Raw genomic sequence first — 25,837 nt, forward strand, 5'->3', positions numbered from 1 at the left:
AGCCACGTTAAGCCAATTTCCCGGCGAGTTTTGAACAGGCTTTTGCGTCATTTGCAAGACGAGCGCCGCTTTTCACGATTTAGCCCGGCAAAAGCGCGCCACTCCCTTTCAAAGTCCCGGCGACTTGCGTAGGCTTGCGTCTAAAAACAAAACCGACGGGGAAAGAATGGCCAGCAGCGAAACGCTCATCAACGCGCTTACCACACTTCTGGTCACACTCGATCCGCCGGGGCTTGCGCCCGTCTTTCTGGCGCTGACCGCCGGCATGACGCGCGACCAGCGCAGCCAGGTGGCGCTGCGCGGTTCCATCATCGCCTTCGGCATCCTCGCCGTCTTTGCCCTTTTCGGGCTTGCCATCCTCAACCTGCTCGGCATTTCGCTTGGCGCCTTCCGCATCGCCGGCGGCCTTCTGCTGTTCTGGATTTCCTTCGAGATGATTTTCGAGAAGCGTCAGGAGCGCAAGGAAAAGACCTCCGAGATCGCCATCACCAAGGACCATCTTCACAATCTGGCGGTCTTTCCGCTGGCGCTCCCCCTGATCGCCGGACCGGGCGCCATTTCCGCCACCGTCCTTCTCGCCGGAACGATGAAGACCACCATCGAGATGGTCGTGCTCATCCTGATCCTCGCTTTCGCCATGGCTCTCGTCTACGCGGCGCTGATCGTTTCGGAGCGTATGGACCGGTTTCTCGGCAATACCGGCCGCGCCATCCTCACCCGGCTGCTCGGCGTTCTGCTTGCGGCGCTTTCCGTGCAATTCGTGGTCGACGGCATAAAATCGGCCTTCGCTTTCTGAGCCGCCCACGCATGGCGAGACCTGCGCAATAAATTCCTGCCAATCGTTGAAATGCAGGAAAATCCTCCCTTTAAATCCGGCTGCCGCTTCGGTTAAAAGACGCATGTTTTTTTTCGGATTCGAAAGTTATCTCCATGCGTTCCACGCTGCGCCGCCTGATCCCGGATGCCGCACCCGTCAGTAACAGGGAAAGGCTGCGCTCCGCGACCGGCGCCTTCGTCGGCATTCTGCTGACCGGTCTTCTGGGTAGCCTCGCTCTTCGTTTCGACCCAACCCTGCCCGCCATGATCGCGCCGATGGGCGCGTCGGCCGTGCTTTTATTCGCGGTCCCCTCCAGCCCGCTGGCCCAGCCCTGGTCCATCCTGTGCGGCAATCTCGTATCGGCTTTCGTGGGGGTGACGGTGGCGCTGCTCCTTCCGGACCCATTCCTTGCCAGCGCCCTTGCCATCAGCCTCGCCATTGCCGCCATGATGGCGCTGCGCTGCCTGCACCCGCCAAGCGGCGCGGTGGCGCTGACGGCCGTTCTCGGCGGCCCCGCGGTGCACAGCCTCGGATACGGTTTCCTGCTGTGGCCGGTCGCCGGAAATTCGCTGATCCTTCTTGCGCTCGCGCTCGCCTATAACAATGCCACCGGCCGCGCCTATCCGCATGGCCTGAAGCTTGGAAAGGCCGCCCACGGCACCACCGATCCGACGCCTATCCAGAAAATCGGCTTTTCCTCCACCGATCTCGATGAGGTGCTGAAGGAATATGACGAGGTTCTCGATATCGATCGTGACGAACTGGAAACTATCCTGCGCAAGACCGAGCTGCGTTCCTGGCGCCGCCGCGCGCTGCATCTCGATTGCGCCAGCGTCATGTCGCGCGATGTCGTCGGCGTTGCCCCTGAGGACAGCCTGCGCCACGCCCATGCGCTGATGCACAGCCATCATTTCAAGGCACTGCCGGTCACCAATGACAGGGCGGAAATCGTCGGCATCGTTACCCAGACGGATTTTCTGGAAAAGGCAAGCTGGAGAAACGGTCGCCCGTCGATCGGTTTCCTGCAGCGGCTGCGCCTCATCTTCTCAGGCGCAAGTGCCCCCAACGATACCGTCAAGGACATCATGACTTCACCCGTGAGAACCGTGCGGCCGGAAACCTCGATCGAGGAAGCCATCATCCGCTTTGCGGAGGAAGGGTTGCATTATCTGCCGGTGATCGATGCCAGGGGCAAGATGGTGGGCATCGTGTCGCAATCCGACGTCATGGTTGCGATGCTGGCGGACAAGGTCGCGGCATAGCCTGCCGCGATATCGAAGTGCCTGCCTCTCCCTGGGGGGCGGAAAGGCGGGGCGGTTAGCGTCTCGCCTTCAGGAGGCGCTGCCATAGCGTGCCGCCAAAGAACCGTCCGAGCACGACGAAATAGGCGATGATCAGCGCAAAGGCGACAAAGGCGGGCACGCCATTCAGGGCAAAACCCTGTGGCGTGCGCCCGCCAGCAACCGCTGCGACGAGAAATCCGGCGGCGAAAAACGCCGTCCAGAAATCAAGGAAGAAAGCGAGAATGATGCGCCAGGTAGCCGGTTGTTTTGTCGCCGGCTGTTTCGGTGCGGATTCGTCACTCATGCCTGTCTCCTGTCACGCCTTTACGTATTCGCCGTCCGCTCAGAACGGGATATCGTCGTCCATGTCGTTGGAGAAGCCGCCGGAAGGCTGGCCGCCGCCCCGCGAAGAGCTGCCGCGCGACGAAGACTGCTGGTCGTAACCGCCGCCATAACCCGAGCCACCGCCGCTGCCATAGTCATTGCCACCGCCGAAATCACCGCCGCCGCTGCGGCCGCCGCCACCTTCGCCACGACCGTCGAGCATCGTCAGCGTGGAGTTGAAGCCCTGCAGCACGATTTCGGTGGAGTAGCGGTCGTTGCCGGTCTGGTCCTGCCATTTGCGCGTCTGCAGCTGGCCTTCGATATAGAGCTTGGCGCCCTTCTTGACATATTGCTCGACGACCTTGCACAGGCCTTCGTTGAAAACCACGACGGTATGCCATTCGGTCTTCTCACGGCGCTCGCCGCTGTTGCGGTCACGCCAGGTCTCCGAAGTGGCGATGCGCAGGTTGGCGATCGGGCGGCCATCCTGCGTCCGGCGGATTTCGGGATCGGCGCCCACGTTTCCGATCAGAATTACCTTGTTTACGCTACCAGCCATCTCGTCATCCTGTCCGCCAGCCATCATGACCGGCAATTGCATTTCAAAAAATTCGCCACACAATAGCTGCCGCTGCCCGCAAAGGGCACCGCAAGCATGGAACTATCCACAAAGAATAATCTTATGCTGCGGGAGCAGACATTCGCGCTTGCAATTCGTTCCTTTTTTGTTCTATTAAATCGCAGATTTCGAGTCAAGCATTCCGAAAAGCTGCGACCGATTGGGAATAGACCTCGACACGTCCGGCTGCGTCACTACATAAGGACGCGCCGCCATCAAGCCTGTTGTTTTTATCCGAGCCTTGTCATGAGTGAACTGAAGACGATTTCCATCCGTGGTGCCCGCGAGCATAATCTCAAGGGTATCGATCTCGATCTGCCACGCAACAAGCTGATCGTCATGACCGGGCTTTCCGGCTCGGGCAAGTCGTCGCTCGCCTTCGACACGATCTATGCCGAGGGCCAGCGTCGTTATGTCGAAAGCCTCTCGGCCTATGCGCGCCAGTTCCTCGAAATGATGCAGAAGCCGGATGTCGACCAGATCGACGGCCTGTCGCCGGCAATCTCCATCGAGCAGAAGACCACCTCGCGCAATCCGCGCTCCACGGTCGGCACGGTCACCGAAATCTACGACTATATGCGCCTTCTCTTCGCGCGTGTCGGCGTTCCCTATTCGCCGGCCACCGGCCTGCCGATCGAAAGCCAGACGGTCAGCCAGATGGTCGACCGCATCCTCGCCTTCGAGGAAGGTACGCGTCTTTATATTCTCGCGCCGATGGTGCGCGGGCGCAAAGGCGAATATAAAAAGGAACTCGCCGACCTGATGAAGAAGGGCTTCCAGCGCGTCAAGGTGGATGGTCAGTTCTACGAAATCGCCGACGTGCCCGCCCTCGACAAGAAATACAAACACGATATCGACGTGGTGGTGGACCGTGCGGTGGTTCGCCCGGACATGGCCGCACGCCTTGCCGACAGTCTCGAGACCTGCCTCAAGCTCGCCGACGGGCTGGCTGTCGCGGAATTTGCCGACAGGCCCCTGCCGCCGGAAGAGACAGCCGCCGGCGGTTCCGCCAACAAGTCTCTCAACGAAACCCATGAGCGTGTGCTGTTTTCGGAGAAATTCGCCTGCCCCGTTTCCGGCTTCACCATCCCGGAAATCGAGCCGCGGCTGTTCTCCTTCAACAATCCCTTCGGCGCCTGCCCCAGCTGCGATGGCCTTGGCTCGCAGCAGAAGGTCGATGAAAACCTGATCGTGCCGGAGCCGGCCCGCACCCTGCGTGACGGCGCCATCGCTCCCTGGGCCAAGTCGTCTTCTCCCTATTACAACCAGACGCTGGAAGCGCTCGGCAAGGCCTTCGGTTTCAAGCTTTCCAGCAAATGGTCGGAGCTTTCGAAGGACGCACAGCAGGCCATCCTTCAGGGCACTGATGACAAGATCGAATTCAACTATCAGGACGGCGCCCGCTCCTACAAGACGGTAAAGAATTTCGAAGGCATCGTGCCCAATCTGGAGCGTCGCTGGAAAGAGACTGACAGCGCCTGGGCGCGCGAGGAAATCGAACGCTACATGTCGGCGGCTCCCTGCCCGGCCTGCGCCGGTTATCGCCTGAAGCCGGAAGCGCTCGCCGTCAAGATCAACAGGCTGCATATCGGTGAAGTCACCGAAATGTCGATCCGCACCGCCCGCGACTGGTTCGAGGTGCTACCGGAGAGCCTCAACGCCAAGCAGAACGAGATCGCCGTCCGCATCCTCAAGGAAATCCGCGAACGCCTGCGGTTCCTGAACGATGTCGGGCTGGATTATCTCAGCCTGTCGCGCAATTCCGGCACGCTTTCCGGCGGTGAAAGCCAGCGCATCCGGCTGGCGTCGCAGATCGGTTCCGGCCTCACAGGCGTTCTCTACGTTCTCGACGAGCCGTCGATCGGCCTGCACCAGCGAGATAACGCCCGCCTGCTCGATACGCTGAAACACCTGCGCGATATCGGCAACACCGTCATCGTGGTCGAACATGACGAGGATGCCATCCTGACGGCGGATTATGTGGTCGACATCGGCCCGGCCGCCGGCATTCATGGCGGCCAGGTCATTGCCGAAGGTTCGCCGCAGGAGGTGATGGCCAATCCGAAATCGCTGACCGGCAAATACCTCTCCGGTGAGCTCGGTGTCGCCGTGCCGGCAGAACGCCGCAAGCCCAAGAAGGGCCGCGAAATCAAGGTATTTGGCGCGCGTGGCAACAATCTGAAGAATGTCACGGCCGCCGTGCCGCTTGGCGTCTTCACGGCCGTGACCGGCGTATCGGGTGGTGGCAAATCCACCTTCCTGATCGAGACACTCTACAAATCGGCGGCGCGCCGGGTGATGGGCGCACGCGAAATCCCGGCCGAACACGACCGCATCGATGGTTTCGAATTCATCGACAAGGTGATCGACATCGACCAGTCGCCGATTGGCCGCACGCCGCGTTCCAACCCGGCCACCTATACCGGCGCCTTCACGCCGATCCGCGACTGGTTCGCCGGTCTGCCGGAAGCCAAGGCGCGCGGTTATGCGCCCGGCCGTTTCTCCTTCAACGTCAAGGGCGGCCGCTGCGAAGCCTGCCAGGGCGATGGCGTCATCAAGATCGAAATGCACTTCCTGCCTGACGTCTATGTCACCTGCGATGTCTGCCACGGCAAGCGTTACAATCGCGAGACGCTGGACGTGACTTTCAAGGGCAAATCCATTGCCGACGTGCTGGATATGACGGTGGAGGAAGGCGTTGAGTTCTTCGCAGCCGTGCCGGCGGTGCGCGACAAGCTGCAATCGCTGTTCGATGTCGGCCTCGGTTACATCAAGGTCGGCCAGCAGGCCAACACCCTTTCCGGCGGTGAGGCGCAGCGCGTCAAGCTTGCCAAGGAACTGTCGAAACGCTCGACGGGCCGCACGCTCTATATTCTCGACGAGCCGACGACAGGCCTGCATTTCCACGACGTCAACAAGCTTCTGGAAATGCTGCATGCGCTGGTGGAACAGGGCAATTCCGTGGTGGTGATCGAACACAATCTCGAAGTCATCAAGACGGCCGACTGGATCATCGATATCGGCCCTGAAGGCGGCACGGGCGGCGGCGAAGTGGTGGCCACCGGCACACCGGAAGACATCGTCAAGGTCGAGCGCTCCTATACGGGTCACTTCCTGAAGGAGCTTCTGGACCGCCGGCCGGCCGGCAAGCGGGAAGCTGCGGAGTAATTGTTGGGACACCGATGGTCCCCGAGCCTTCTCCGTCATTCTCGCTCTTGAGGCGAGGATCCATGATCAGAAAACACACCGACCGTCGCTTAAAGCTGGAGAATGGCGATAGCGCGGCGGGTTGAAAACGGCGCAGAATTGGGAGGAACAGCATATGTCGACATCAGGCACGATCCGCACCGGTATCGGCGGCTGGACCTTCGAGCCATGGGAAGGCACGTTTTACCCGGAAAAACTGCCAAAGAAGCGCCAGCTGGAACACGCCAGCCGGCAACTCACGGCCATCGAGGTGAACGGCACCTATTACAGCAGCCAGAAGCCGGAAACCTTCGCCAAATGGGCATCAGAAGTGCCTGAGGATTTCGTATTCTCGCTAAAGGCAAGCCGCTTCGTCACCAACCGCAGGGTTCTGGCCGAGGCCGGGGAATCCATGACGAAGTTCCTGACGCAGGGGCTGACGGAACTCGGCTCCCATCTCGGCCCCATCCTCTGGCAATTCGCCCCCACGAAGAAATTCGACGCGGATGATTTCGGCGCCTTTCTGGCGCTCCTGCCTGAAAAGCAGGATGGTATCCGCCTTCGCCATGTGGTCGAGGTGCGCAACCCGACATTCCAGGTGCCGGAATTCATCGATCTTCTCGCCAGACACAAGGTTGCCGTCGTCTGCGCCGATCATCACGATTACCCGATGCTGCCTGATGTCACGGCCGATTTCGTCTATTGCCGCCTGCAGAAGGGCGAAGACGACATCGCAACCTGTTACCCGAAGACGGAGATCGGCCACTGGGCAGAACGGGTCGAGACCTATGCGGCGGGCGGCGTACCCGATGATCTGCCGCTGATCGCGCCCGACCGTAAAGCGGAAAAAACGCCGCGTGACGTTTTCGCCTTCTTCATCACCGGTGGCAAGGTCAATGCACCCAACGGTGCGCAGGAATTGCAAAAGGCTGTCTGAGTGACGCGGTGACGCTGACCACCGGATGTTGCAGCGTCACCGATAAATCGTCGTACCGAAAAACATTCGGTATCCGGAGAATAGACAGCTCGCGTCTCATTCCCGTCATCTCACGCCGGCAAGAATGCCAATGACGACACAAGGCGTTTCGCCGGCAAAAGGCTGTCGTTATCAGAGGGCTGGCCGGAATGAATATGATCGAGACGGAACGTTTGCGCCTGCGCCATTGGCGGGAGGACCATTTTGAAGCCTTCGCCGCAATGCAATCCGATCCGGAGGTGATGGCCGATCAGGGCGGCCCGGCGGACGAGACGCGGAGCAGGGAAAAATTCGAGCGCTACCGCAGGGCAGAGCGCGAACAGGGCATCGCCCGCTGGGCGGTTGAAAATCCCGATGGCCTGTTTCTCGGCTATGCCGGCGTCATGCCGCGCCTGTCCGAAGATCATCCACTTGGCCCGCACCACGAAATCGGCTGGCGTTTCATAAGGCAGGCCTGGGGAAAAGGGTATGCGACCGAAAGCGCAAAAGCCGCGCTGACCCATGCTACCGGATACGCGGGAATAGCTGGGATCATCGCCTATACCAGCCCCGATAATTTTCGCTCCCAGGCCGTCATGTCGCGCCTTGGCCTGATCCGCGAACCAACGCGCGATTTCTCCATGCCCGGTCTTACGGACAGGGAATGGCGCGGGCTCGTCTGGGTCGCTCCCTAGAGCAGTCCGGTCTAAGCGGAATAGCCGGATCTGCTCCAGCCCTTTGTTCTTCCGCACGTTCCGGACCTAAGACCACTACACAGTTTTACTCAAAATGCTCCAGGATATCTCACGATTGAGGCTGCGGAACTCTCCGCAACGCCCTGGTCGCCGACGGCATAAAATCGCAAGAATGCCGTTTCCAGCCTTCAGCCCGCCAGTTCCTTCGTCGGGTTGAAATCGATCGCTGCGAAAGCCGCCTCGATCACCTCCGTCCCTGCCCCCGGACGGGTGGCGTCGCTGGAGAGGATTTGCCGGAAACGGCGCGCGCCCGGCATGCCCTGAAACAGACCGACCATATGGCGGGTGACGTGGTTGAGACGCCCACCCGCAGCAATATAATCGGCGGCATAGGCCATCATCGCGTCGCGCAACCCCATCCAGTCGGCTTGCCGGGCCTCGTCACCGTAGATGCGGTGATCGACATCGGCGAGGATGGAGGTGTTGTGATAGGCGGCGCGGCCGAGCATGACGCCATCCATATGTTGCAGATGGTCACAAGCCTGATCGAGATCGGCGATACCGCCATTGATGCCGACGAAGACATCGGGATTTTCCCGCTTCATACGATAGACGAGATCATAATCGAGCGGCGGCACCTCACGGTTTTCCTTCGGCGAGAGCCCCTGCAGCCAGGCCTTGCGCGCATGGATCCACACGGCATCCGCGCCGGCCGCGACAACATGCGTCAGAAAATCCGGCAACACGGTTTCCGGCTCCTGATCGTCCACCCCGATACGGCATTTGACAGTCACCGGCACAGTCGCAACCGCCTTCATCGCCGAAACGCACTGCGCCACGACTTCGGGCTCGCGCATCAGGCAGGCGCCGAAGGTGCCGGATTGCACCCGATCCGAAGGGCAGCCGACATTGAGGTTGATTTCGTCATAACCGTAATCGCCGGCAATCCGCACCGCCTCGGCAAGCTTGGCCGGGTCCGATCCGCCAAGCTGCAGCGCGACAGGATGTTCCTGCGGATGATAACCGAGCAGCCTGTCGCGCTGGCCATGGATGATGGCATCGGCAACGATCATTTCGGTAAACAGCAGGGCGCGCTTCGACAATTGCCGGTGCAGAAATCTGCACCTTGTGTCGGTCCAGTCGATCATGGGGGCCACGGCGAAGATTTTTTCGCCGCTGGCAAGCGCTTGTCTGTACATGGATTAACCTCTTTGCGCCGGCTTCTACAGCAAAGGACCGGAAAAAGCCAGTTTTGCACTCGACAGCATTTTCAACTGGAAATCAGCCCGGAATCGCGGGACAAGAATTGCACCTTAGAGAGACGACAGGAAATTCCCATGGCCGCTACCGTCATCCCCGCCCCGAAACCCGTTCTTCTGCCCGTTGAGGGCACGGATGAGATGTTCCCCGTGCGGCGGGTCTATTGCGTCGGTCGCAATTATGCCGATCACGCCATTGAGATGGGCCATGATCCCTCGCGCGAGCCGCCCTTTTATTTCCAGAAGAACCCGGACAATCTTCTGCCCGCCGGCAATGATTTCCCCTATCCGTCCCTGTCCTCGAACGTGCATTACGAGGTTGAATGCGTCGTGGTGCTGAAAAGCGGCGGCGCGGATATTCCGGCGGACGAGGCCCTGAACCATGTCTGGGGTTATGCCGTCGGTATCGACATGACCCGCCGCGACCTGCAGGACGGGCTGAAGAAGATGGGCCGTTCCTGGGAAGGCGCCAAGGCGTTTGAATATTCCGCACCGGTTTCCGCCATCGTTCCCGCGGACAAGATCGGCCATCCCGCCACCGGCGCGATCTGGCTTGATGTCAATGGCGAGCGCAAGCAGACGGGCGATCTCGCACAGATGATCTGGAAGGTGCCGGAAGTGATCGCCGAGCTTTCCAAGCTCTTCACGCTTGCCGCCGGCGACGTGATCATGACCGGCACGCCGGCCGGGGTTGGCCCGATCCTGCGTGGTGACCGCATCGACTGCGGCGTCGATGGTGTCGGCACGCTGTCGGTCACGGTCGCCTGATCGCTGCCGGCGCATAATCCAGAGGGAGAAACCAAATGCCGCTTTACCGCCTCGCCGAACGGGTGCCGCAAACCCCTGCCCCGGATCGTTACTGGGTCGCCCCCGATGCCAATGTCATCGGTTCGGTGACGCTCGGCGAAGACGTCGGCATCTGGTTCGGCGCGACATTGCGCGGCGATAACGAGCCGATCAGCGTCGGGCGCGGCACCAATATTCAGGAAGGCGCGATGGTGCACAGCGATCCCGGCTTTGCCGCGACGATTGGCGAAATGTGCACAATCGGCCACCACGCCATCGTGCATGGCTGCAGCATCGGCGACAATTCGCTGATCGGCATGGGCGCGACAATCCTGAATGGCGCGAAGATCGGCCGCAACAGCCTCGTTGGCGCCAATGCGCTGGTGACGGAAGGCAAGGAATTTCCGGATAATTCGCTAATCGTCGGCTCGCCGGCGCGGGCCATCCGAACGCTGGATGACGAAGCCGTCGCTGGCCTGCGTCGTTCCGCGGAAAAATACATTGAGAACTGGAAGCGTTTTTCGAAAGATCTGGCGATTATCGAAGGATGAGTAACGGTGGGCAACCATGCCCACCCTGTAAACCAAGCCTATGACGCGCAGTTGGCGCAGAGACCGCGAATCTCGATGGTGGTCTTTTCCGCCTTGAACTTGCTGTCCTTCACCCAGCGCTCAAGACGGTGGTCGATTTCGTGATCATGGAACTCGGTCACCTGCCCGCAGGATTCGCAGATGGCGAAAGCCACGGTGCCATGGTGGTGCGAGCAGCATTCGGCCTGCGTATGCGTGCAGGCAACGAAAGCGTTGAGGCTTTCCAGCCGGTGCACGAGACCAAATTCCACCAGCTTTTCCAGCGCCCGGTACACCTGCAGCGGCGCGCGGAACCCGTCATCCCGCAGCTTGTCGAGGATCATATAGGCGCTGAGCGGCTGATGCGCGTTTGACAGGGCATTCATGACCAGCGACTGGTTCTTGGTGAGGTTCTGCTGGGTCTGCGCATTCATGATTTGCCTCCTTCATCCGCGGAGCGGGAAAAACCCGGCGCCGGCAACAGGCTTATAACGAACAGGATCACCGCGGCAACCACGATGGAGGGGCCGGACGGCGTATCATAGGTCAGCGAGCCGAACAGGCCGCCGATAACGGCAATGGCGCCGATCAGCGACGCGACCACCGCCATCACCTCCGGCGTGGCGGAAAAACGTCTGGCGGTGGCAGCCGGTATGATCAGCAGCGAAGTGATGAGCATGATGCCGACCACCTTCATCGCAATGGCGATCACCAGCGCCATCAGCAGCGTGAAAATGAGCTTCGCCCGCTCCGGGTTCAGCCCCTCGGCTTCAGCCAGTTCAGTATTGACGGTGGAGGCGAGCAGCGACCGCCACAGGAAGACCATGGAGACGACGACCACCAGCCCGCCGCCCCAGATCAGCGCGATATCGCTGCGGGTGACGGCGAGAATATCGCCGAACAGGAACGAGACGAGGTCGATACGCACCCAGCTCATGAAGGCGACGATGACAAGGCCAATGGCGAGAGCCGAATGGGACAGGATGCCAAGCAATGCGTCGGACGATAGTGCCTGCCGCCGCTGCAGAAAAATCAGCAGGATCGAAACAGCGGACGCCACCAGAAAGACGCTGACGATGAGGTTGAGCTGCAACAGCAGCGAGAGCGCGACGCCAAGCAGCGCCGAATGGGCCATCGTATCCCCGAAATAGGCCATGCGCCGCCAGACCACGAAACAGCCGAGAGGCCCGGCGGTCAGAGCAACGCCGACGCCGGCGACCATGGCGCGAACGAAGAAATCGTCAAACATGCCGTTCTCCCTGCGCGTGTTTCGAGGGCGCTTGCTCCCCATGTTCATGTTCATGGCCGCAACCGCATTCGTCGCCATGATGATGGCCATGATCATGGGCGTGATGGTGGCCGTCTTCAGGATGACAATGATCCGTCACCGAACCATCCGCGTGCTGCACCCGGCCATCGGGCAGATGGGTGTGGTCGTGGTGGTGGCTGTAGACAGCAAGCGCCCTTGCGGCAGAACCGCCGAACAGCCGCATATATTCCGGGCTCTGGCTTACCGCCTGCGGCGTGCCACGGCAGCAGACATGGCCGTTCAGGCAGATCACGGTATCGGTTTCCGCCATCACCACATGCAGGTCATGCGAGATTAACAGAATGCCGCAATTATTTGAATTTCTGATATTTTTTATCAGATCGTAAAGCGCGATCTCGCCGGAGAAATCCACACCCTGCACGGGCTCGTCGAGCACCAGCAGATCGGGCTTGCGGGCGATGGCGCGAGCCAGAAGCGCACGCTGGAACTCGCCGCCGGAAAGGTGTTGAACTTCGGCGTTCGCCAGATGTGCGATGCCTGTCGCATTCAACGCCGCATCGATTTCGCGGGCGGGCAGCGGCCCGGTCAGCGTCATCAGCCGCCGTACCGAAAGCGGCATGGTCCAGTCCACCGAAAGCTTCTGCGGCACATAACCGACGCGCAAGCCGGCAATGCGCGAGACTTCACCCTCGGTTGGTTTCACGACGCCGATCGCCATTTTCGCGCTTGTGGATTTGCCGGAACCGTTCGGGCCGATCAGCGTGACAATCTCGCCCTTGCTGACGGAAAACTCCACGCCACGCACCAACCAGCGGCCATTGCGCTGCACGCCGGCATTGGCAAGGGAAACCAGTATATCGTTACCCTGACGGGCGGAATGAAGCATGGGATTGTCCGTTCGGCGATGTTGCCTACCGCTATTGCATACGTTATAGAGTTACGCAATAAATGTAATAACATAACTATACTTCTTCAAGTGGAGTGCATTGCATGAAATCGATCCTGATCCCGCTCATGGCGTCGGTGGCAATAGCGGCCGCCGCTTCGGGCGCCACAGCCGCGCCCGATGTCGTGGTCTCGATCAAGCCCATCCACTCGCTCGTGGCGGCCATCATGCGCGGTGTTGGTGAACCGCAGCTCATCGTTGAGGGTGCCGCCTCGCCGCATACCTATAATCTGCGGCCCTCCAATGCGCGCAAGCTGGAAAAGGCGGATGTGGTGTTCTGGGTTGGGCCCGGGCTGGAAGCTTTCCTGGAAAAGCCGCTGGAGGCACTGGCCAGCAAGGCGACGGTGGTGGAACTGGAAGACGCCAAGGGGCTGGAAAAGCTGCCTTTCCGTGAAGGCGGCCCCTTCGAGGCGCATGACCATGGCGAAGAGGGTCATGAAGACCATGCGGATGGCGAGGCGGCCCATGACCATGGCCATGGCCATGACCACGGCGACCATGATCATGGGCACGGCGCCTATGACACCCACCTCTGGCTCGACCCGGCCAATGCCAAGGCCATGGCACAGACGATCGAAACCGCACTGATTGCAGCCGATGCCGGCAATGCCGCGACCTATCAGGCCAACACCAAAAAGCTGATCGACGATCTCGACGCACTCGACATGGAACTGGCTGAAACGGTCAAGCCGATCAAGGACAAGCCTTTCATCGTCTTTCACGACGCATATCAATATTTCGAGCACCGTTATGGCGTGAAGACGGCGGGGTCGATCACCGTCAGCCCCGAGACCCTGCCCGGTGCGGACCGCGTCAAGCAGATGCAGGAGAAGGTTCGCCAGCTAGGCGCAACCTGCGTTTTCGCCGAACCGCAATTCGAGCCGAAACTGATCTCGGTCATCACCGAAGGCACGGCGGCGAAATCGGCGACGCTCGATCCAGAAGCGGCCACGCTGGAGCCCGGTCCCGACCTCTATTTCAAGCTGATGCGCGGCATTGCCGGCTCGCTGAAGGACTGCCTGACCCAGCCGTGAGCGATAACGCTTCTTTTGCGTCATTCCGGCCTTGAGCCGGAATCCAGCCGACGCGCGTCCGCGCGACGGGGAGACTCTTTTCAGCCCAAGGACTTGGGCTGGCTGGATGCCGGCTCGAGGCCGGCATGACGGCGAGTTAGTGGCAACCGGCAACACAGTCGGGTGCAAAGCATCGATTCCGACGCAGCTCTTTACGGCTTCGGCGCCATGGAAGACCAGACCGGCTCGCTGACGCTCTGCAGGGTTTCCGGCGCAGCGCCGTTGATACGTGCCAGAAGGGCTTTCGCCAGCTCCCTGCCCGCCAGCTTGATATCCTCATTGACGATATGGATTTGCGGCTTGATCCAGTTCAGGAACTCGGCCGACTGTTTCGAGACGATATCGATATCCTCACCGATCTTCACACCCGCCGATTCAAAGCCCGCCAGCAGCGCGATGGTGCTGCTGCCACTGATCGAGACGATGCCATCGGGGCGATCATCCGATTGCATCAGCCTCTCTCCGAAATCGCGGATTTTTTCGAGCGGCGTCTCGATGGTGACGACATCGATGGGAAATTCGGCAAGGCCAAAATCCCTGATCCCGCGATTGAACCCCTTGCGCGCGTGATCGTGGTAGGAAAATCGCGATGGCGGCATGATCACGGCAATCCGTTTGCGCCCGCATTGCGCCAGACGCTCGACTGCCTCGTAGGCGTAGGCCTCATTGTCGAAATCGTGAAAGGCATGTTCGATGCCCATATCGGACCGCCCATGGGTGACGAAGGGCATGTTGCGCTCCGTCATGAAACGGACGCGCGGATCGTTCGGCTCGATCTTCGAAATAATGACCCCATCCGCCGAACCGGTCTCGAGAATGTAGCGGATCGGCACCATGGAATCCTTGGCGTGGATATGGGGCGTGACAACGAGGTGATATTGCGTGGTGGAGAGAACCTCGGTGATGCCGAACACCATCTGGCTGGTGAAACCCATCAGCTCTTCGTCGACACTCAGCACCAGCGCGATGACATTGGTCTTGCCGGTGCGAAGCCGCACGCCGGCCCGGTTCGGCTGGTAGCCAATCTGCCGGGCGATCAGCCGCACGCGCTCCTTGGTCTCGGCGCCGATATCGGGCGCATCCTTCAATGCACGCGAAACTGTGGTGATGCCAAGACCCGTCATATAGGCGATGGTCTTCAAGGTCGGGCGCTCGCCCGTCGTCGCGGGTGCTTCGCCCCCGCCGGATTTACCAGTATCGTTCATGTCATTTCGCCACGCTTTACCGAACGATAATCATAGATAGCTTTTGCGCTGTTGCAAAGGCAAACGTCCCCTCGCGCAGTTCGGTCTCATCCGATCATGCCCCAATTCAGCTATAACGATGCAGGTGCAGAAAATATTTCCGCCCATGAGACTGCTCCTGCAGCCAGGAAACTCATACCTAGTAAACATACCAAAATTAATTATTTAAATTAAAAAATAGTCATAATTAATTGATTAATATATAAAAAATATAGAAACGATAACACAATACCTCTTCTTCACGGCGTGACATTGATGACAGACGCATTTAACCTCGCCAGTCGGCGATCAAAGGCATGACGGCACGTTTGTTTTACGGTAACGTTGCCGAAGGGAGAAGATCGTGACGTGGAGCGAACCGGCAAAAGCCGTTGTGCCAGCATGCGGTTCCCCCAGATTCTGACACAAGCCTGCTTCACAATGCCGGGCCGTCTTTGTTGAATTCATATTATGCAGGGTCCCACCATGATCTCTTCTTCCACGCCCGAAACCACCATCGATCTGGCCGGGCTCTGGCGCCTGAGTTCGCTGGAGGGAGACCATGCCACCGAGCTTTCCGTCCCCGGCGACATTCACACCGCGCTCAAAAATGCGGACATCATTCCCGACCCCTATCACGGCGCCAATGAAAACGCGGTGCAATGGGTGGCGCAGCGGGACTGGATCATTGAGCGCACATTCATCCTCGATGAGGTCGATGCCAGCTGGTATCTCGATGTCGATTATCTCGACACCGTCGCCATCGTCTTCGTCAACGATGTCCCGGTCCTGAGCGCCGACAATTGCTTCCGCCGCTACCGCCCCGATATTTCGCGCGCCGTGCGGCCGGGTGAAAACACCATCCGCATCCATTTCCATTCCAACATCGTGGCCGGTGCGGAGCGTCAGGCGCGGCAGCCCTTTTATATTCCCTATCACCCCGGCAATTCGCCGATCGCCAATGGCAACATGTTGCGCAAGCCGCAATGCCATTTCGGCTGGGACTGGAACATCGCCATTGCGCCGCTTGGGCTTTACGGCAAAATCCTGCTGAAACGCCTCGATACGGCCCGCATCGAGCATGTCGTTACCTCGCAGCATCATGTCGAAGGCGGCGTCGAGTTGCATGTGACCGTGACGCTGTTTGCCGAAGGCCCGGCAAGCCTGCCGGTCTACCTCTCCCTCAACGATGAAAGACTGCGGCTCGATTGCGGCGTCGGCGCGGGCGAGACGGTGGTACGCCACGTCTTCTTCGTGGAAAATCCGCAACTCTGGTGGCCGGCCGGCAGTGGTGAGCAGACACTCTACAGGCTGACGGTGGAATTGCCCGACGAGACCGTCACCCGCCAGATCGGCTTCAGGACCATCGAACTACTGACGGACAAGGATGAAGCGGGCAGCCGTTTCGCTTTCCGCATCAACGGCCGGGAAATCTTCTGCTGCGGCGCCAACTGGATTCCGGCCGACGCGCTCCATTCGCTGACCAGCCGGGAAAAGACCGAAGACCTCCTCTGCTCCGCGGTCGAGGCCAACATGAACATGATCCGCGTCTGGGGCGGCGGATTTTATGAAGAAGACTGGTTCTACGATCTCTGCGATCGTCTCGGCCTTCTGGTCTGGCAGGATTTCATGTTCGCCTGCAATCTTTATCCCTGCAGCGAGGACTTTCTCGACAATGTCGAACACGAGGTCGATTACCAGGTGAAACGCCTGTCCTCGCATGCCTCCATCGCGCTCTGGTGCGGCGATAACGAGCTGGTGGGCGCGCTGACCTGGTTCGATGAATCCCGCAACAATCGCGACCGCTATCTCGTCGCCTATGATCGTCTGAACCGCACCATCGAACGGGCCCTGAAAAAAGCCGCCCCCGAAGCGCTCTGGTGGCCATCGAGTCCCGCGTCGGGTTATCTCGATTACGGCGATGCCTGGCATGCGGACGGCTCCGGCGACATGCATTACTGGTCCGTCTGGCACGAGAATAAGTCGTTCGACAATTACCGATCGGTGAAACCGCGTTTCTGCTCCGAATTCGGTTTCCAGTCCTATACATCCATGCCCGTCATCCGCACCTATGCGGAAGACAAGGACATGAACATCGCCTCCCCGGTCATCGAGCTGCACCAGAAGAATGTCGGCGGCAATGAACGGATCGCCGGCACCATGTTCCGTTATTTCCGCTTCCCCAGGGATTTCGAGAACTTCGTCTATCTGAGCCAAGTCCAGCAGGCGCTGGCCATCCGCACGGCTGTCGACTACTGGCGCTCGCTGAAACCCCATTGCATGGGCACGCTTTATTGGCAGCTGAACGACACATGGCCGGTCGCCTCATGGTCGAGCCTCGATTATGGCGGCGGCTGGAAGGCGCTTCATTATGCCGCCCGCCGCTTTTTCCAGCCGGTCACGGTCTCGGCCATTCCCTCCAGGGATGGGCGACAGGTGAGCTTTTCCATGGTCAACGACACGGCGGAAGATGTCGAGATCGACATGAACATCGTTGCGCTGACCATGGACGGCAACCGCGTGCCGCTGAAATCCGCCAACGGCACATGCGCGACGGATAAGGCCGCGACGCTGACAGAAATCGACATGGACGGCCTGCCGGATGGCGCCATCCTTGCGTGGAGCTTCATTGCCTCCAACGGCATGACCGGCGAAGGCCATCACGTGCGCGACACCTACAAGGCGCTGGAGCTTCAGCCCGCCGGGTTGGAGCTGTCTGTCGGCCCGCTGAAAAACGGCCAGTTTGAAATCGATGTCACCGCCGCCGGTCTCGCCCTCTTCGTCATGCTGGAGGCGGACCAGCCAGGGCGATATTCGGACAATCTGTTCGATCTTTCCTCTGGCGAAACGCGCCGCATCATCTTCACCCCGAAGGCGGACGGCCCCCAGCCGCATTTCCGCATCTTCGATCTTCATACCTGCCAATCCCCGCCCAATCCGGGCCCAATCTCGGGCCAACCCCGGCATTGAAACCAAGCGGAGAAAGGCATAACCATCCCTCTGGGGAATGACAGGTGCGCCCGCACCTGTTTTCATCGGTTCAAAGGGTTGCCGGGTTCTCCGGCAGCCAGTCATCAGCAAGTGGAGGAAGACCCATGGTTTGGCAACCGGCCGAAAACCGATACGCGTCCATGAAATACAATCATTGCGGCAAGACCGGCCTGAAACTGCCGGCAATCTCGCTGGGGCTCTGGCACAATTTCGGCAACGATACGCCGCACCAGACGAAACAGGCCATTTGCCGCCGTGCCTTCGATCTCGGCATCACCCATTTCGATCTCGCCAACAATTACGGCCCGCCGCCCGGCAGCGCTGAAACCGCCTTCGGTGAAATCCTGAAGTCGGATTTCGCCGGCTATCGCGACGAGATGATCATCTCCTCGAAGGCCGGCTACAACATGTGGCCCGGCCCCTATGGCGAATGGGGCAGCCGCAAATATCTGATCTCTTCCTGCGACCAGAGCCTGAAGCGCATGGGGCTGGATTACGTCGATATCTTCTACTCTCACCGCTTCGACCCCAACACGCCGCTTGAGGAAACCTGCGGCGCGCTGGACCAGATCGTGCGCTCCGGCAAGGCGCTTTATGTCGGCATTTCCTCCTACAATTCGAAGCGCACCCGTGAGGCCGCCGCCATCCTCAAGGACCTCGGCACGCCCTGCATCATCCATCAGCCGAGCTATTCGATGATCAACCGCTGGATCGAGGAAGACGGTCTCGTCGATACGCTGGAAGAACTGGGCATCGGCTCCATCGTCTTTTCGCCGCTGGCGCAGGGCATGTTGACGACGAAATATCTCGGCGGCGTGCCGCAGGGAAGCCGCGCATCGCAGAGCAAGTCGCTGAACCCGGCCTTCCTCAACGAGCGCAATGTTGAAAACATCCGCTCCCTCAACAGCATTGCCGAGCGGCGTGGCCAGACGCTGGCGCAGATGGCGATTGCCTGGGTTCTGCGCGGCGGTCGCATCACCTCGGCGCTGATCGGCGCAAGCCGTGTCGAACAGGTTGAAGACTGCGTGAAGGCACTCGAAAAATCGGACTTCACAGCCGAAGAGCTCGCCGAAATCGACCGTTACGCCAAGGAAGCGGATATCAACCTCTGGGCAAAATCCGCCGAACGCGTCTGATTGAGGAGAGACCGCCCGGTTCTGCCGGGCGGTCTGCACACTGCAAAAGTTGGGCCGAAAACCTCAAAACAAAAGATTAACTCCCACCCCTAACCGTTAATAACCATTACATAAATGTAATTTTAAATTCAGTTTCCGTTCATGCGTTTATTCGTAAGTTCTTCTCATCGAAACCCGAGAGGAAACTTCCATGAAAAAGTTCGTCACCATTCTTCTGGCAGCCACCGTTCTTGCAGCTCCGATGGCACAGGCCCAGAGCCGCCACGACGATCGCCATCGCGGCGTCACCGTCGAGCGTCAGGTCACCACCAAGAAAGTCATCGTCAAGAAGCACCGCTGGGATCGCGGCCAGCGCCTCTCGGCCCGTGAGCGCCGCAACATGGTGGATCGCCGTGACTACCGCCGTTACCACCTCGCAGAACCGCGCCGCGACCAGCGCTGGGTACGCGTCGACAACCAGTTCCTGCTGATCAACGCTGTCAGCGGCCTCATCGTCGGCCTCGCCGCCGCCCGCTGAGTTGAAGCAGCAACCGAAATGAAAAAGGCCCGCTTGCGCGGGCCTTTTGTTGTTTATCGTTTCAGCCGATCAGAAAATGTCGGCGCCGCTGCCCCATGGGCCATGCGGCTTGTCCACACCGTCGGTGCGTTCGAAACCATGCGCGCCGAAGAAGTCGCGCTGCGCCTGAATGAGGTTGGCGCTGCCACGACCGCGGCGATAGGCGTCGAAATAGCCGAGTGCCGAAGCCAGCGCCGAAACCGGCAGGCCGGAGAGCACGGCGTAGGAAACCACGCGGCGCAGCGGCGCATCGGTATCCTTGACGATGGCAGAGAAGGCAGGCGTCACGATGAGGTTGGCCACATGCGGGTCCTTGGTGAAGGCCGAGGTGATCTCATCGAGGAATTCCGAGCGGATGATGCAGCCGGCGCGCCAGATGCGGGCAATCGTCGGCATCGGCAGGTTCCAGTTGAACTCCTTCGAAGCGGCCGACATGATGGCGAAGCCCTGCGCATAAGCACCGACCTTGGCGGCCAGAAGCGCGCTTTCCAGATCGGCGATGAAGGCCTTTTTGTCAGCCGGCGCCGCTGCAAGGGTCGGCAGGCCGAAGATCTTCTCGGCAGCCTCACGCTCATCCTTCTGCGAGGAGAGAATACGGGCAGCCACGGCCGCCTCGATGGCGGTTGCGGCGACGCCCATGTTCTGCGCCTCGATGACCGACCACTTGCCGGTGCCCTTCTGGCCGGCCTTGTCGAGGATCAGATCGACCATCGGCTTGCCGGTGATCGGATCGGCGGCGCGCAGAACCTTCTCGGTGATTTCGATCAGGTAGGAATTCAGGCGGCCCTTGTTCCATTCGGCGAAGACATCGGCGATTTCGACGGCGCTCATGCCAAGGCCATCACGCAGGATGCCGTAGATTTCGGCGATCATCTGCATGTCGGCATATTCGATGCCGTTATGGATGGTCTTGACGAAGTGGCCGGCGCCGTCATTGCCGAGCCATGCCACGCACGGATCGTCATTATATTTGGCGGAAATGGAGGTCAGCACCTTCTCGACACGCTTCCAGCTGTCTTCGGTGCCGCCGACCATGATCGACGGTCCGTGACGCGCGCCTTCTTCACCGCCGGAAACGCCCATGCCGATAAAGGTCAGGCCGCTATCCTTCAGATTGTCGAAACGGCGGATCGTATCGCGGAAATTGGCATTGCCGGCGTCGATCATGATGTCGCCATTGGCGAGATGGGGCTTCAGGATTTCCATCTGCTGGTCAACCGGATCGCCGGCCTTGATCATGATGATGATCGGGCGCGGAGGACGAATTGCAGCGACGAATTCCTCGATGGTTTCGCACGGAATGATCTGGCTCTGCAGTTCGCCCGCATCGGCGTAGAATTTTCGTGTAACTTCCGGGGTTCGGTTGAATACGGCAATCTTGTTGCCCTTTTCCGCGATGTTCAACGCCAGGTTCGAGCCCATGACGCCGAGACCGATCAAACCGATTTCTGCCTGTTCCACGGATGTGCCTCCATCTTGCTTTTAGGTGGTCGTGTTGTGGCACTGTAATCACCAAACGGCAAGGCTAGGCGCGACTGAAACGATTAAATTTTGATGACGCAAATCAGCTTTGCATATTTGCGACAGGTCAAGGCCAGTTCGAAACCGACCTTTTGCTTCTCCTTCAAGAGGGTCGTGGCCGGTCATCCCCATCATCGATTACCCGCCAGGCAGCCCCGTCCATATCGTCATACTGCCCTGATCGAACCGACCAGAGGAAGGCGAAAAGCCCGAGCGCGCCCAGAAACAGCGCGACGGGAATGAGATAGATCAGCATGTTCATGCCAGTTGCGCCCCCTCGCCTGCAAATCCTGTTTTCATCTCGTTCCGGGGACGGATGGTTTCAGCCGCACCGGCAAGGCGCAACGCATTGGCAACGACGATCAATGAAGATGTCGACATCGCAATGGCCGCGATCATCGGCGTCGCATAACCGGCAATCGCAATCGGCACGGCGATGATATTATAGCCGATGGCAAGCGCGAAGTTCTGCCGGATAAGCCTTCCGGCCCGCTGCGATGTCTCGATCGCAAAAGGCACGGCATCGAGATCCTCCTGCATGAACACGAAATCCGCGGCTTGACGGCCAATATCGGCGGCGGTGGCGGGCGCCATGGAAACATGGGCCGCGGCGAGCGCCGGCGCATCGTTGATACCGTCTCCCACCATCAGCACCCTGCGACCCTCGCTGGCAAGTTCGGCGCAGCGCGCCGCCTTGTCCTTCGGCGACAGGTCCGCACGCCAGTTGCCAATCCCCAGGCGCTGCGCCATCGCGCTGACGGCGGCGGCCCGGTCACCCGAAACGATTTCCTGCATCAGGCCCCGAACTGAGAGATTACGCAAAGCCGCAACCGCACCCGCGCGCGGATTATCCTCGAAACCGAAGCTTGCCAGTTGATGGCCATCGAGCGACAGCACCACTTCCGACCGCGCATCGCCATTGTCGGTCCGTGCCTCATCCGGGCAGGCGAAACGGCGATTGCCGAGCCGGTAGATGCCGGCTTCCGTCTCGGCCTCGACGCCCGAGCCTGGAATTTCCCGCACCACCTCATAGGCCGGCAAGGCACCGCTATAGGCGGCATGCAGGGCTTTCGAGAGAGGATGACGCGAATGGGCCGCAAGTCCCCCCGCAATTGCCATGGTGGCCGGCTTCACATCACCTGTCTCGACCAGTCTCGGTTTACCAACGGTCAGGGTGCCGGTCTTGTCGAACAATACGGTGTCGATTTCGGCCAGCCGCTCCATGGCCGAGCCTTCCTTGACCATGATGCCGTGCCGGAAGAGCCTTCCAGCGGCCACCACCTGCACGACGGGAACGGCAAGGCCGAGCGCACAGGGGCAGGTAATGATGAGAACCGCAATGGCAATCAGCATCGCCTGTTTCCAGTCCCCGCCCAAAATGCCCCAGCCGAGGAATGTAACCAGCGCAAGAAGATGCACCACGGGCGAATAATAGCTTGCGGCGCGGTCGGCGATACGGCGGTAACGCGCCCGCCCGCCTTCGGCCGCCTCCATCAACCCGATCACTTCCGACAGGAAGGAATCCCTGGCCGAGGCGGTCACCCGGGCGGTGAGCGAACCGGTGAGGTTGAGCGTGCCGGCCTGCAGGCTGTCGCCTGCCGCAACGCGGCGTGGCGCGCTTTCACCATTGACGATGGACATGTCGAGATCGCTGCTGCCGGAAACGACCACGGCATCCACCGCCACACGATCACCGGCCGCAAGCGCAATCGACATTCCGGGTTGGACATCGGCAAGCTGGCGGTATTCCCGCGTTCCATCCTCACCGATGACGGTCGCCCCGCGCGGCGAAAGCCGGGCCAATCCGGCAATGGCCGAGCGCGCCTTGTCGCGCATGATATGGTCGAGCGTGCGGCCGATCAGCAGGAAGAACAGCAGCGACACGGTCGCATCGAACCAGGCATGCTCACCGTGATGAATAGTCTCCCACAGCGAAACGGCATAAGAGAGCGTGATGGCAAGCGCGATCGGCACATCCATATTGGTGCGGCCGTGTTTCAGCGCGTTCCAGGCAGATTGATAGAAGAAACGCCCGCCATAAATCAACGCCGGCGCGGCGATCATCGCCGAAATCCAGTGGAACATGTCGCGCGTCGCCGCATCCGCCCCCGACCAGACGGAGACGGACAGAAGCATGATATTGGCGGAGGCAAAACCGCACAGCGCCACCGCCCTTATCAGCTGCGAGCGTAACGCGTCCGAAGCATCCTGCCCGCTGGCGAAAAGATGTGTGCGGTATCCCGTCGACAGGATTGCACGGGCAATCTCGACGGGATCGGTCCTGATGCCATTGACCTCTTCCCTCCAGACAACCGCCACACGTTTGGACGACAGGTTCACCCGCGCGCGTTCCACCTGCGGCAAACGGTTAAGCGCGGTCTCGATGGTTGTGATGCAGGCACCGCAATAAACATCCGGCACGCTGAGATCGGTCTGACGCAGCCCCTGCCCCAGATCGCGGCTCGCCAGCAGCAATTCCTCCGACGATGGTGGATTGACCGGCTCGCCGAGTTGAAGCGAGCCTTCCGTTCCCGGTGCGCAGCAGCTCATTGACGTCCCCTGATAACGGCGATCCGCGTGCCCTCATGCACGATGATCCGGCCGTCCTTGACGGCGGTGATCTCAACGATCCATTGCCCCGGTAGCATGTCATGCGCGCCGGTGAAGACGCCGGTGGTGGCCGGGGTCAGTTCCATGTCGAAATTCTGGCTTTCACCCACGGGCCGGCGAAAATGCGCCGTCACCGTGTCCGTATCGATCGGGCCTTTATCCGGATGGAAAACCTCGTAACGCACGGTCTTCTCATCCACCACAAGCCTGCCCTTGATGCCGGTTGCAGCCCGTGCCTTGGCGGCTTCCGCCTTGGCGTTGAACTGCTGGCTGGCAACATAGGTGTTGGGTACGACGAGCCCGCTCCAGCTGTGGACCGCATTCCAGGCCATGATCATGTTGACGGTGATGATGGTGCCGAAGAACAGCACCATGACGCCGAGCATGTGCCAGCCGGTGAAAACGAAGCCGGAGGTCTGGCGATTGTTGACTGTCATTTTTTCACTCCCGGAGCATTAAAGACCGCATCGTAGCGGGCCGTTTCGTGGCCGACCGTATCGCTGACGATGAATTCGAAGTTTTCCGCCGTCCGCGCGATATCCTTGCCCGGCAGGGTGACGAAGACCTTCAGCGTCGTCGCCTCATCCGGCTCCACCGTCACCTCGAAGGCGCGCGCGGCCGTATCCGGCATGCCGTTTATCTTCATCACCGCATTGGGAAGGCCTTCTATTGTCAGGCTCATTATGCGCGGTTGCGGCACCATGTTGAGAATGCGCACGGTATAGCCGTTGCGGATCGAACCGTTCGATTCCAGCACATATTGCGGATTACGGTCGTGCAGCACATTGAGCGCCAGCCGCTCGCGCGTCACCAGCGCAAACAGCATGCCGATGCCAACGGCAGCCCATATGGTGGTATAAAGCAGCGTGCGCGGCCGGAAGATGATGCGCCAGTTGAAGTGGCGGACACGCTTGCTGAAACTGCCGTCCTCCTCACGCACATTGGCGGGGCGGATGGCGTATTCGCCATTGCCGGTCGCCAGCGCCATGTTGGACTGATATTCGGACAGCGTCGCATAGGCGATCAGCCCGCGCGGCTTGCCGATCTTGTCCATCACCCCGTCACAGGCATCGATGCAGAGCGCGCAGGTGATGCATTCCAGCTGTTGCCCGTCCCTGATGTCGATGCCCATGGGACAGACCGCGACACAGGCATTGCAATCGACGCAATCGCCGATGCTCTCCCCAGCTGCCGCAGCCTTCTTGGCGTGCCGCGAGCGCGGTTCGCCGCGCCAGTCATTATAGGTGACGACAAGCGAATTCTCATCCAGCATCGCCGCCTGGATGCGCGGCCAGGGACACATGTAGGTGCACACCTGCTCCCGCATCAGCCCGCCGAAAACATAGGTGGTGGCGGTCAGCGTGGCGACGGTCGAGTAGGCGATCATCGGCGCCTGCCCGGTCATGAACTGCATCGCCAGCGTCGGTGCATCGGCGAAATAGAAAATCCAAGCACCGCCGGTCAGAACGCCGATCACCAGCCAGATCGCATGTTTCAGCACCCGCTTGCGCAATTTGCCAAATGTGAAGGGCGCCGCATCCAGTTTCATGCGGGCGTTCCTGTCGCCCTCGATCGCCCGTTCGACCACCAGAAACAGGTCGACCCAGACGGTCTGCGGACAGGTGTAACCGCACCACGCACGCCCGACGGCCGATGTGACGAGAAACAGCCCCAGCCCCGCCATGACCAGCAGGCCGGCAACAAAAAAGAACTCCTGCGGCCAGATTTCGATGAAGAAGAAATAAAAGCGCCGGTTGGCGATATCGATCAATACCGCCTGATCGGGCGCATAGGGACCGCGGTCCCAGCGCAGGAAAGGCGTCAGATAGTAAATGCCGAGCGTGACCAGCATCACCAACCATTTGAACCGCCGGAACCTGCCCTCGGCGCGCTTCGGAAAAATCTTCTTGCGCGCTTCGTAAAGCGGTTTGCGCGTTTTTGCGGAATTGACGGCTTCCGCCTCCAGTCTTTCGACGGGCTGTTGCGGGCGATCCTGTCCGGCGCGATAAATGTTCATG

At 60.1% G+C, this 25,837-nt stretch carries 23 protein-coding genes; 11 read left to right on the plus strand and 12 right to left on the minus strand.

The genetic code is table 11. The features are described from left to right. Window positions 1-166 precede the first annotated feature (166 nt). Together N434_RS22810 and N434_RS22815 are read left to right on the plus strand one after the other, a co-directional pair. Window positions 167-796: a MarC family protein gene (locus tag N434_RS22810; RefSeq protein ID WP_110760424.1), complete on the plus strand. Its 630-nt coding sequence runs from the start codon at window positions 167-169 to the stop codon at window positions 794-796. Window positions 797-930: 134 nt separating this feature from the next. After that, window positions 931-2,079, plus strand: a complete 1,149-nt coding sequence (locus N434_RS22815) for a CBS domain-containing protein (RefSeq protein WP_110760425.1) — start codon at window positions 931-933, stop codon at window positions 2,077-2,079. Window positions 2,080-2,134: 55 nt separating this feature from the next. Here N434_RS22815 and N434_RS22820 read toward each other — a convergent pair whose 3' ends face one another. Continuing rightward, window positions 2,135-2,404, minus strand: a complete 270-nt coding sequence (locus N434_RS22820) for a hypothetical protein (protein WP_065115607.1) — start codon at window positions 2,402-2,404, stop codon at window positions 2,135-2,137. A gap of 39 nt (window positions 2,405-2,443) precedes the next feature. Further along, window positions 2,444-3,025, minus strand: coding sequence for a single-stranded DNA-binding protein (locus N434_RS22825; protein ID WP_065115608.1), 582 nt, complete (start codon window positions 3,023-3,025; stop codon window positions 2,444-2,446). A gap of 264 nt (window positions 3,026-3,289) precedes the next feature. Between N434_RS22825 and uvrA the strand changes: the two genes are divergently transcribed. The 3 genes from uvrA to N434_RS22840 all read left to right on the plus strand — a co-directional run bounded on the left by uvrA (window position 3,290) and on the right by N434_RS22840 (window position 7,879). Next, window positions 3,290-6,211: an excinuclease ABC subunit UvrA gene (uvrA, locus tag N434_RS22830; RefSeq protein WP_110760426.1), complete on the plus strand. Its 2,922-nt coding sequence runs from the start codon at window positions 3,290-3,292 to the stop codon at window positions 6,209-6,211. Window positions 6,212-6,365: 154 nt separating this feature from the next. Continuing rightward, window positions 6,366-7,166 (plus strand): DUF72 domain-containing protein, encoded by an 801-nt coding sequence (locus N434_RS22835; RefSeq protein WP_065116202.1) that lies wholly within the window; start codon window positions 6,366-6,368, stop codon window positions 7,164-7,166. 188 nt (window positions 7,167-7,354) lie between these two features. Beyond that, window positions 7,355-7,879, plus strand: a complete 525-nt coding sequence (locus N434_RS22840; RefSeq protein ID WP_110760427.1) for a GNAT family N-acetyltransferase — start codon at window positions 7,355-7,357, stop codon at window positions 7,877-7,879. A gap of 188 nt (window positions 7,880-8,067) precedes the next feature. Here the strand turns inward: N434_RS22840 and dusA are convergent, their stop codons facing one another. Further along, entirely contained in the window at window positions 8,068-9,078 is a 1,011-nt protein-coding gene (gene dusA / locus N434_RS22845; protein WP_110760428.1) for a tRNA dihydrouridine(20/20a) synthase DusA, read from the minus strand. Between the two features lie 138 nt (window positions 9,079-9,216). Here dusA and N434_RS22850 point away from each other — a divergent pair, with 138 nt between their 5' ends. Together N434_RS22850 and N434_RS22855 are read left to right on the plus strand one after the other, a co-directional pair. Further along, entirely contained in the window at window positions 9,217-9,906 is a 690-nt protein-coding gene (locus tag N434_RS22850) for a fumarylacetoacetate hydrolase family protein (protein ID WP_065115611.1), read from the plus strand. 35 nt (window positions 9,907-9,941) lie between these two features. Further along, window positions 9,942-10,475, plus strand: a complete 534-nt coding sequence (locus N434_RS22855) for a gamma carbonic anhydrase family protein (RefSeq protein WP_110760429.1) — start codon at window positions 9,942-9,944, stop codon at window positions 10,473-10,475. A gap of 38 nt (window positions 10,476-10,513) precedes the next feature. Here N434_RS22855 and zur read toward each other — a convergent pair whose 3' ends face one another. Genes zur through znuC form a run of 3 tightly spaced genes read right to left on the minus strand, consistent with a single transcriptional unit; the run spans window position 10,514 to window position 12,649 of the window. After that, on the minus strand, window positions 10,514-10,927 hold the full coding sequence (gene zur / locus N434_RS22860) for a zinc uptake transcriptional repressor Zur (protein ID WP_065115613.1): 414 nt from the start codon (window positions 10,925-10,927) through the stop codon (window positions 10,514-10,516). Beyond that, window positions 10,924-11,742, minus strand: a complete 819-nt coding sequence (gene znuB / locus N434_RS22865) for a zinc ABC transporter permease subunit ZnuB (RefSeq protein ID WP_110760430.1) — start codon at window positions 11,740-11,742, stop codon at window positions 10,924-10,926. The genes zur and znuB overlap by 4 nt, the downstream gene beginning before the upstream one ends. Continuing rightward, the gene (znuC, locus tag N434_RS22870; RefSeq protein ID WP_110760431.1) at window positions 11,735-12,649 is read right to left on the minus strand and encodes a zinc ABC transporter ATP-binding protein ZnuC; all 915 of its coding nucleotides are present in this window, start codon (window positions 12,647-12,649) and stop codon (window positions 11,735-11,737) included. The genes znuB and znuC overlap by 8 nt, the downstream gene beginning before the upstream one ends. 104 nt (window positions 12,650-12,753) lie before the next feature. Between znuC and znuA the strand changes: the two genes are divergently transcribed. Further along, complete coding sequence (gene znuA, locus N434_RS22875) at window positions 12,754-13,743, plus strand: zinc ABC transporter substrate-binding protein ZnuA (protein ID WP_110760432.1); 990 nt, start codon at window positions 12,754-12,756, stop codon at window positions 13,741-13,743. 191 nt (window positions 13,744-13,934) lie between these two features. On the opposite strand, the gene N434_RS22880 is transcribed toward znuA, so the two are convergent. Beyond that, a complete protein-coding gene (locus N434_RS22880) occupies window positions 13,935-14,987 on the minus strand; it encodes a LacI family transcriptional regulator (RefSeq protein ID WP_110760433.1) in 1,053 nt (350 codons plus the stop codon). A gap of 489 nt (window positions 14,988-15,476) precedes the next feature. On the opposite strand from N434_RS22880, the gene N434_RS22885 reads away from it, so the two are divergent. From N434_RS22885 to N434_RS22895, 3 genes are all read left to right on the plus strand, one after another. Next, the gene (locus tag N434_RS22885; RefSeq protein ID WP_110760434.1) at window positions 15,477-17,975 is read left to right on the plus strand and encodes a beta-mannosidase; all 2,499 of its coding nucleotides are present in this window, start codon (window positions 15,477-15,479) and stop codon (window positions 17,973-17,975) included. Window positions 17,976-18,100: 125 nt separating this feature from the next. Then, window positions 18,101-19,132, plus strand: a complete 1,032-nt coding sequence (gene mgrA, locus N434_RS22890) for an L-glyceraldehyde 3-phosphate reductase (RefSeq protein WP_065115618.1) — start codon at window positions 18,101-18,103, stop codon at window positions 19,130-19,132. Between the two features lie 190 nt (window positions 19,133-19,322). Further along, the gene (locus N434_RS22895; protein ID WP_003525025.1) at window positions 19,323-19,649 is read left to right on the plus strand and encodes an RcnB family protein; all 327 of its coding nucleotides are present in this window, start codon (window positions 19,323-19,325) and stop codon (window positions 19,647-19,649) included. A 69-nt stretch (window positions 19,650-19,718) separates the two neighbouring features. Here N434_RS22895 and gnd read toward each other — a convergent pair whose 3' ends face one another. From gnd to ccoG, 5 genes are all read right to left on the minus strand, one after another. Further along, window positions 19,719-21,149 (minus strand): NADP-dependent phosphogluconate dehydrogenase, encoded by a 1,431-nt coding sequence (gnd, locus tag N434_RS22900; RefSeq protein WP_110760435.1) that lies wholly within the window; start codon window positions 21,147-21,149, stop codon window positions 19,719-19,721. Window positions 21,150-21,312: 163 nt separating this feature from the next. Continuing rightward, entirely contained in the window at window positions 21,313-21,471 is a 159-nt protein-coding gene (gene ccoS / locus N434_RS22905) for a cbb3-type cytochrome oxidase assembly protein CcoS (RefSeq protein ID WP_035223387.1), read from the minus strand. Beyond that, entirely contained in the window at window positions 21,468-23,759 is a 2,292-nt protein-coding gene (locus tag N434_RS22910; RefSeq protein ID WP_110760436.1) for a cation-translocating P-type ATPase, read from the minus strand. The genes ccoS and N434_RS22910 overlap by 4 nt, the downstream gene beginning before the upstream one ends. Continuing rightward, on the minus strand, window positions 23,756-24,256 hold the full coding sequence (locus N434_RS22915) for a FixH family protein (protein WP_110760437.1): 501 nt from the start codon (window positions 24,254-24,256) through the stop codon (window positions 23,756-23,758). The genes N434_RS22910 and N434_RS22915 overlap by 4 nt, the downstream gene beginning before the upstream one ends. After that, window positions 24,253-25,836: a cytochrome c oxidase accessory protein CcoG gene (gene ccoG / locus N434_RS22920; RefSeq protein ID WP_110760438.1), complete on the minus strand. Its 1,584-nt coding sequence runs from the start codon at window positions 25,834-25,836 to the stop codon at window positions 24,253-24,255. The genes N434_RS22915 and ccoG overlap by 4 nt, the downstream gene beginning before the upstream one ends. Between the last annotated feature and the right edge of the window lies 1 nt (window position 25,837).

Origin of the sequence: Rhizobium sp. UGM030330-04, from assembly GCF_003208455.1 — a bacterium.
In the GTDB taxonomy this organism is placed as follows: domain Bacteria; phylum Pseudomonadota; class Alphaproteobacteria; order Rhizobiales; family Rhizobiaceae; genus Agrobacterium; species Agrobacterium rhizogenes_A.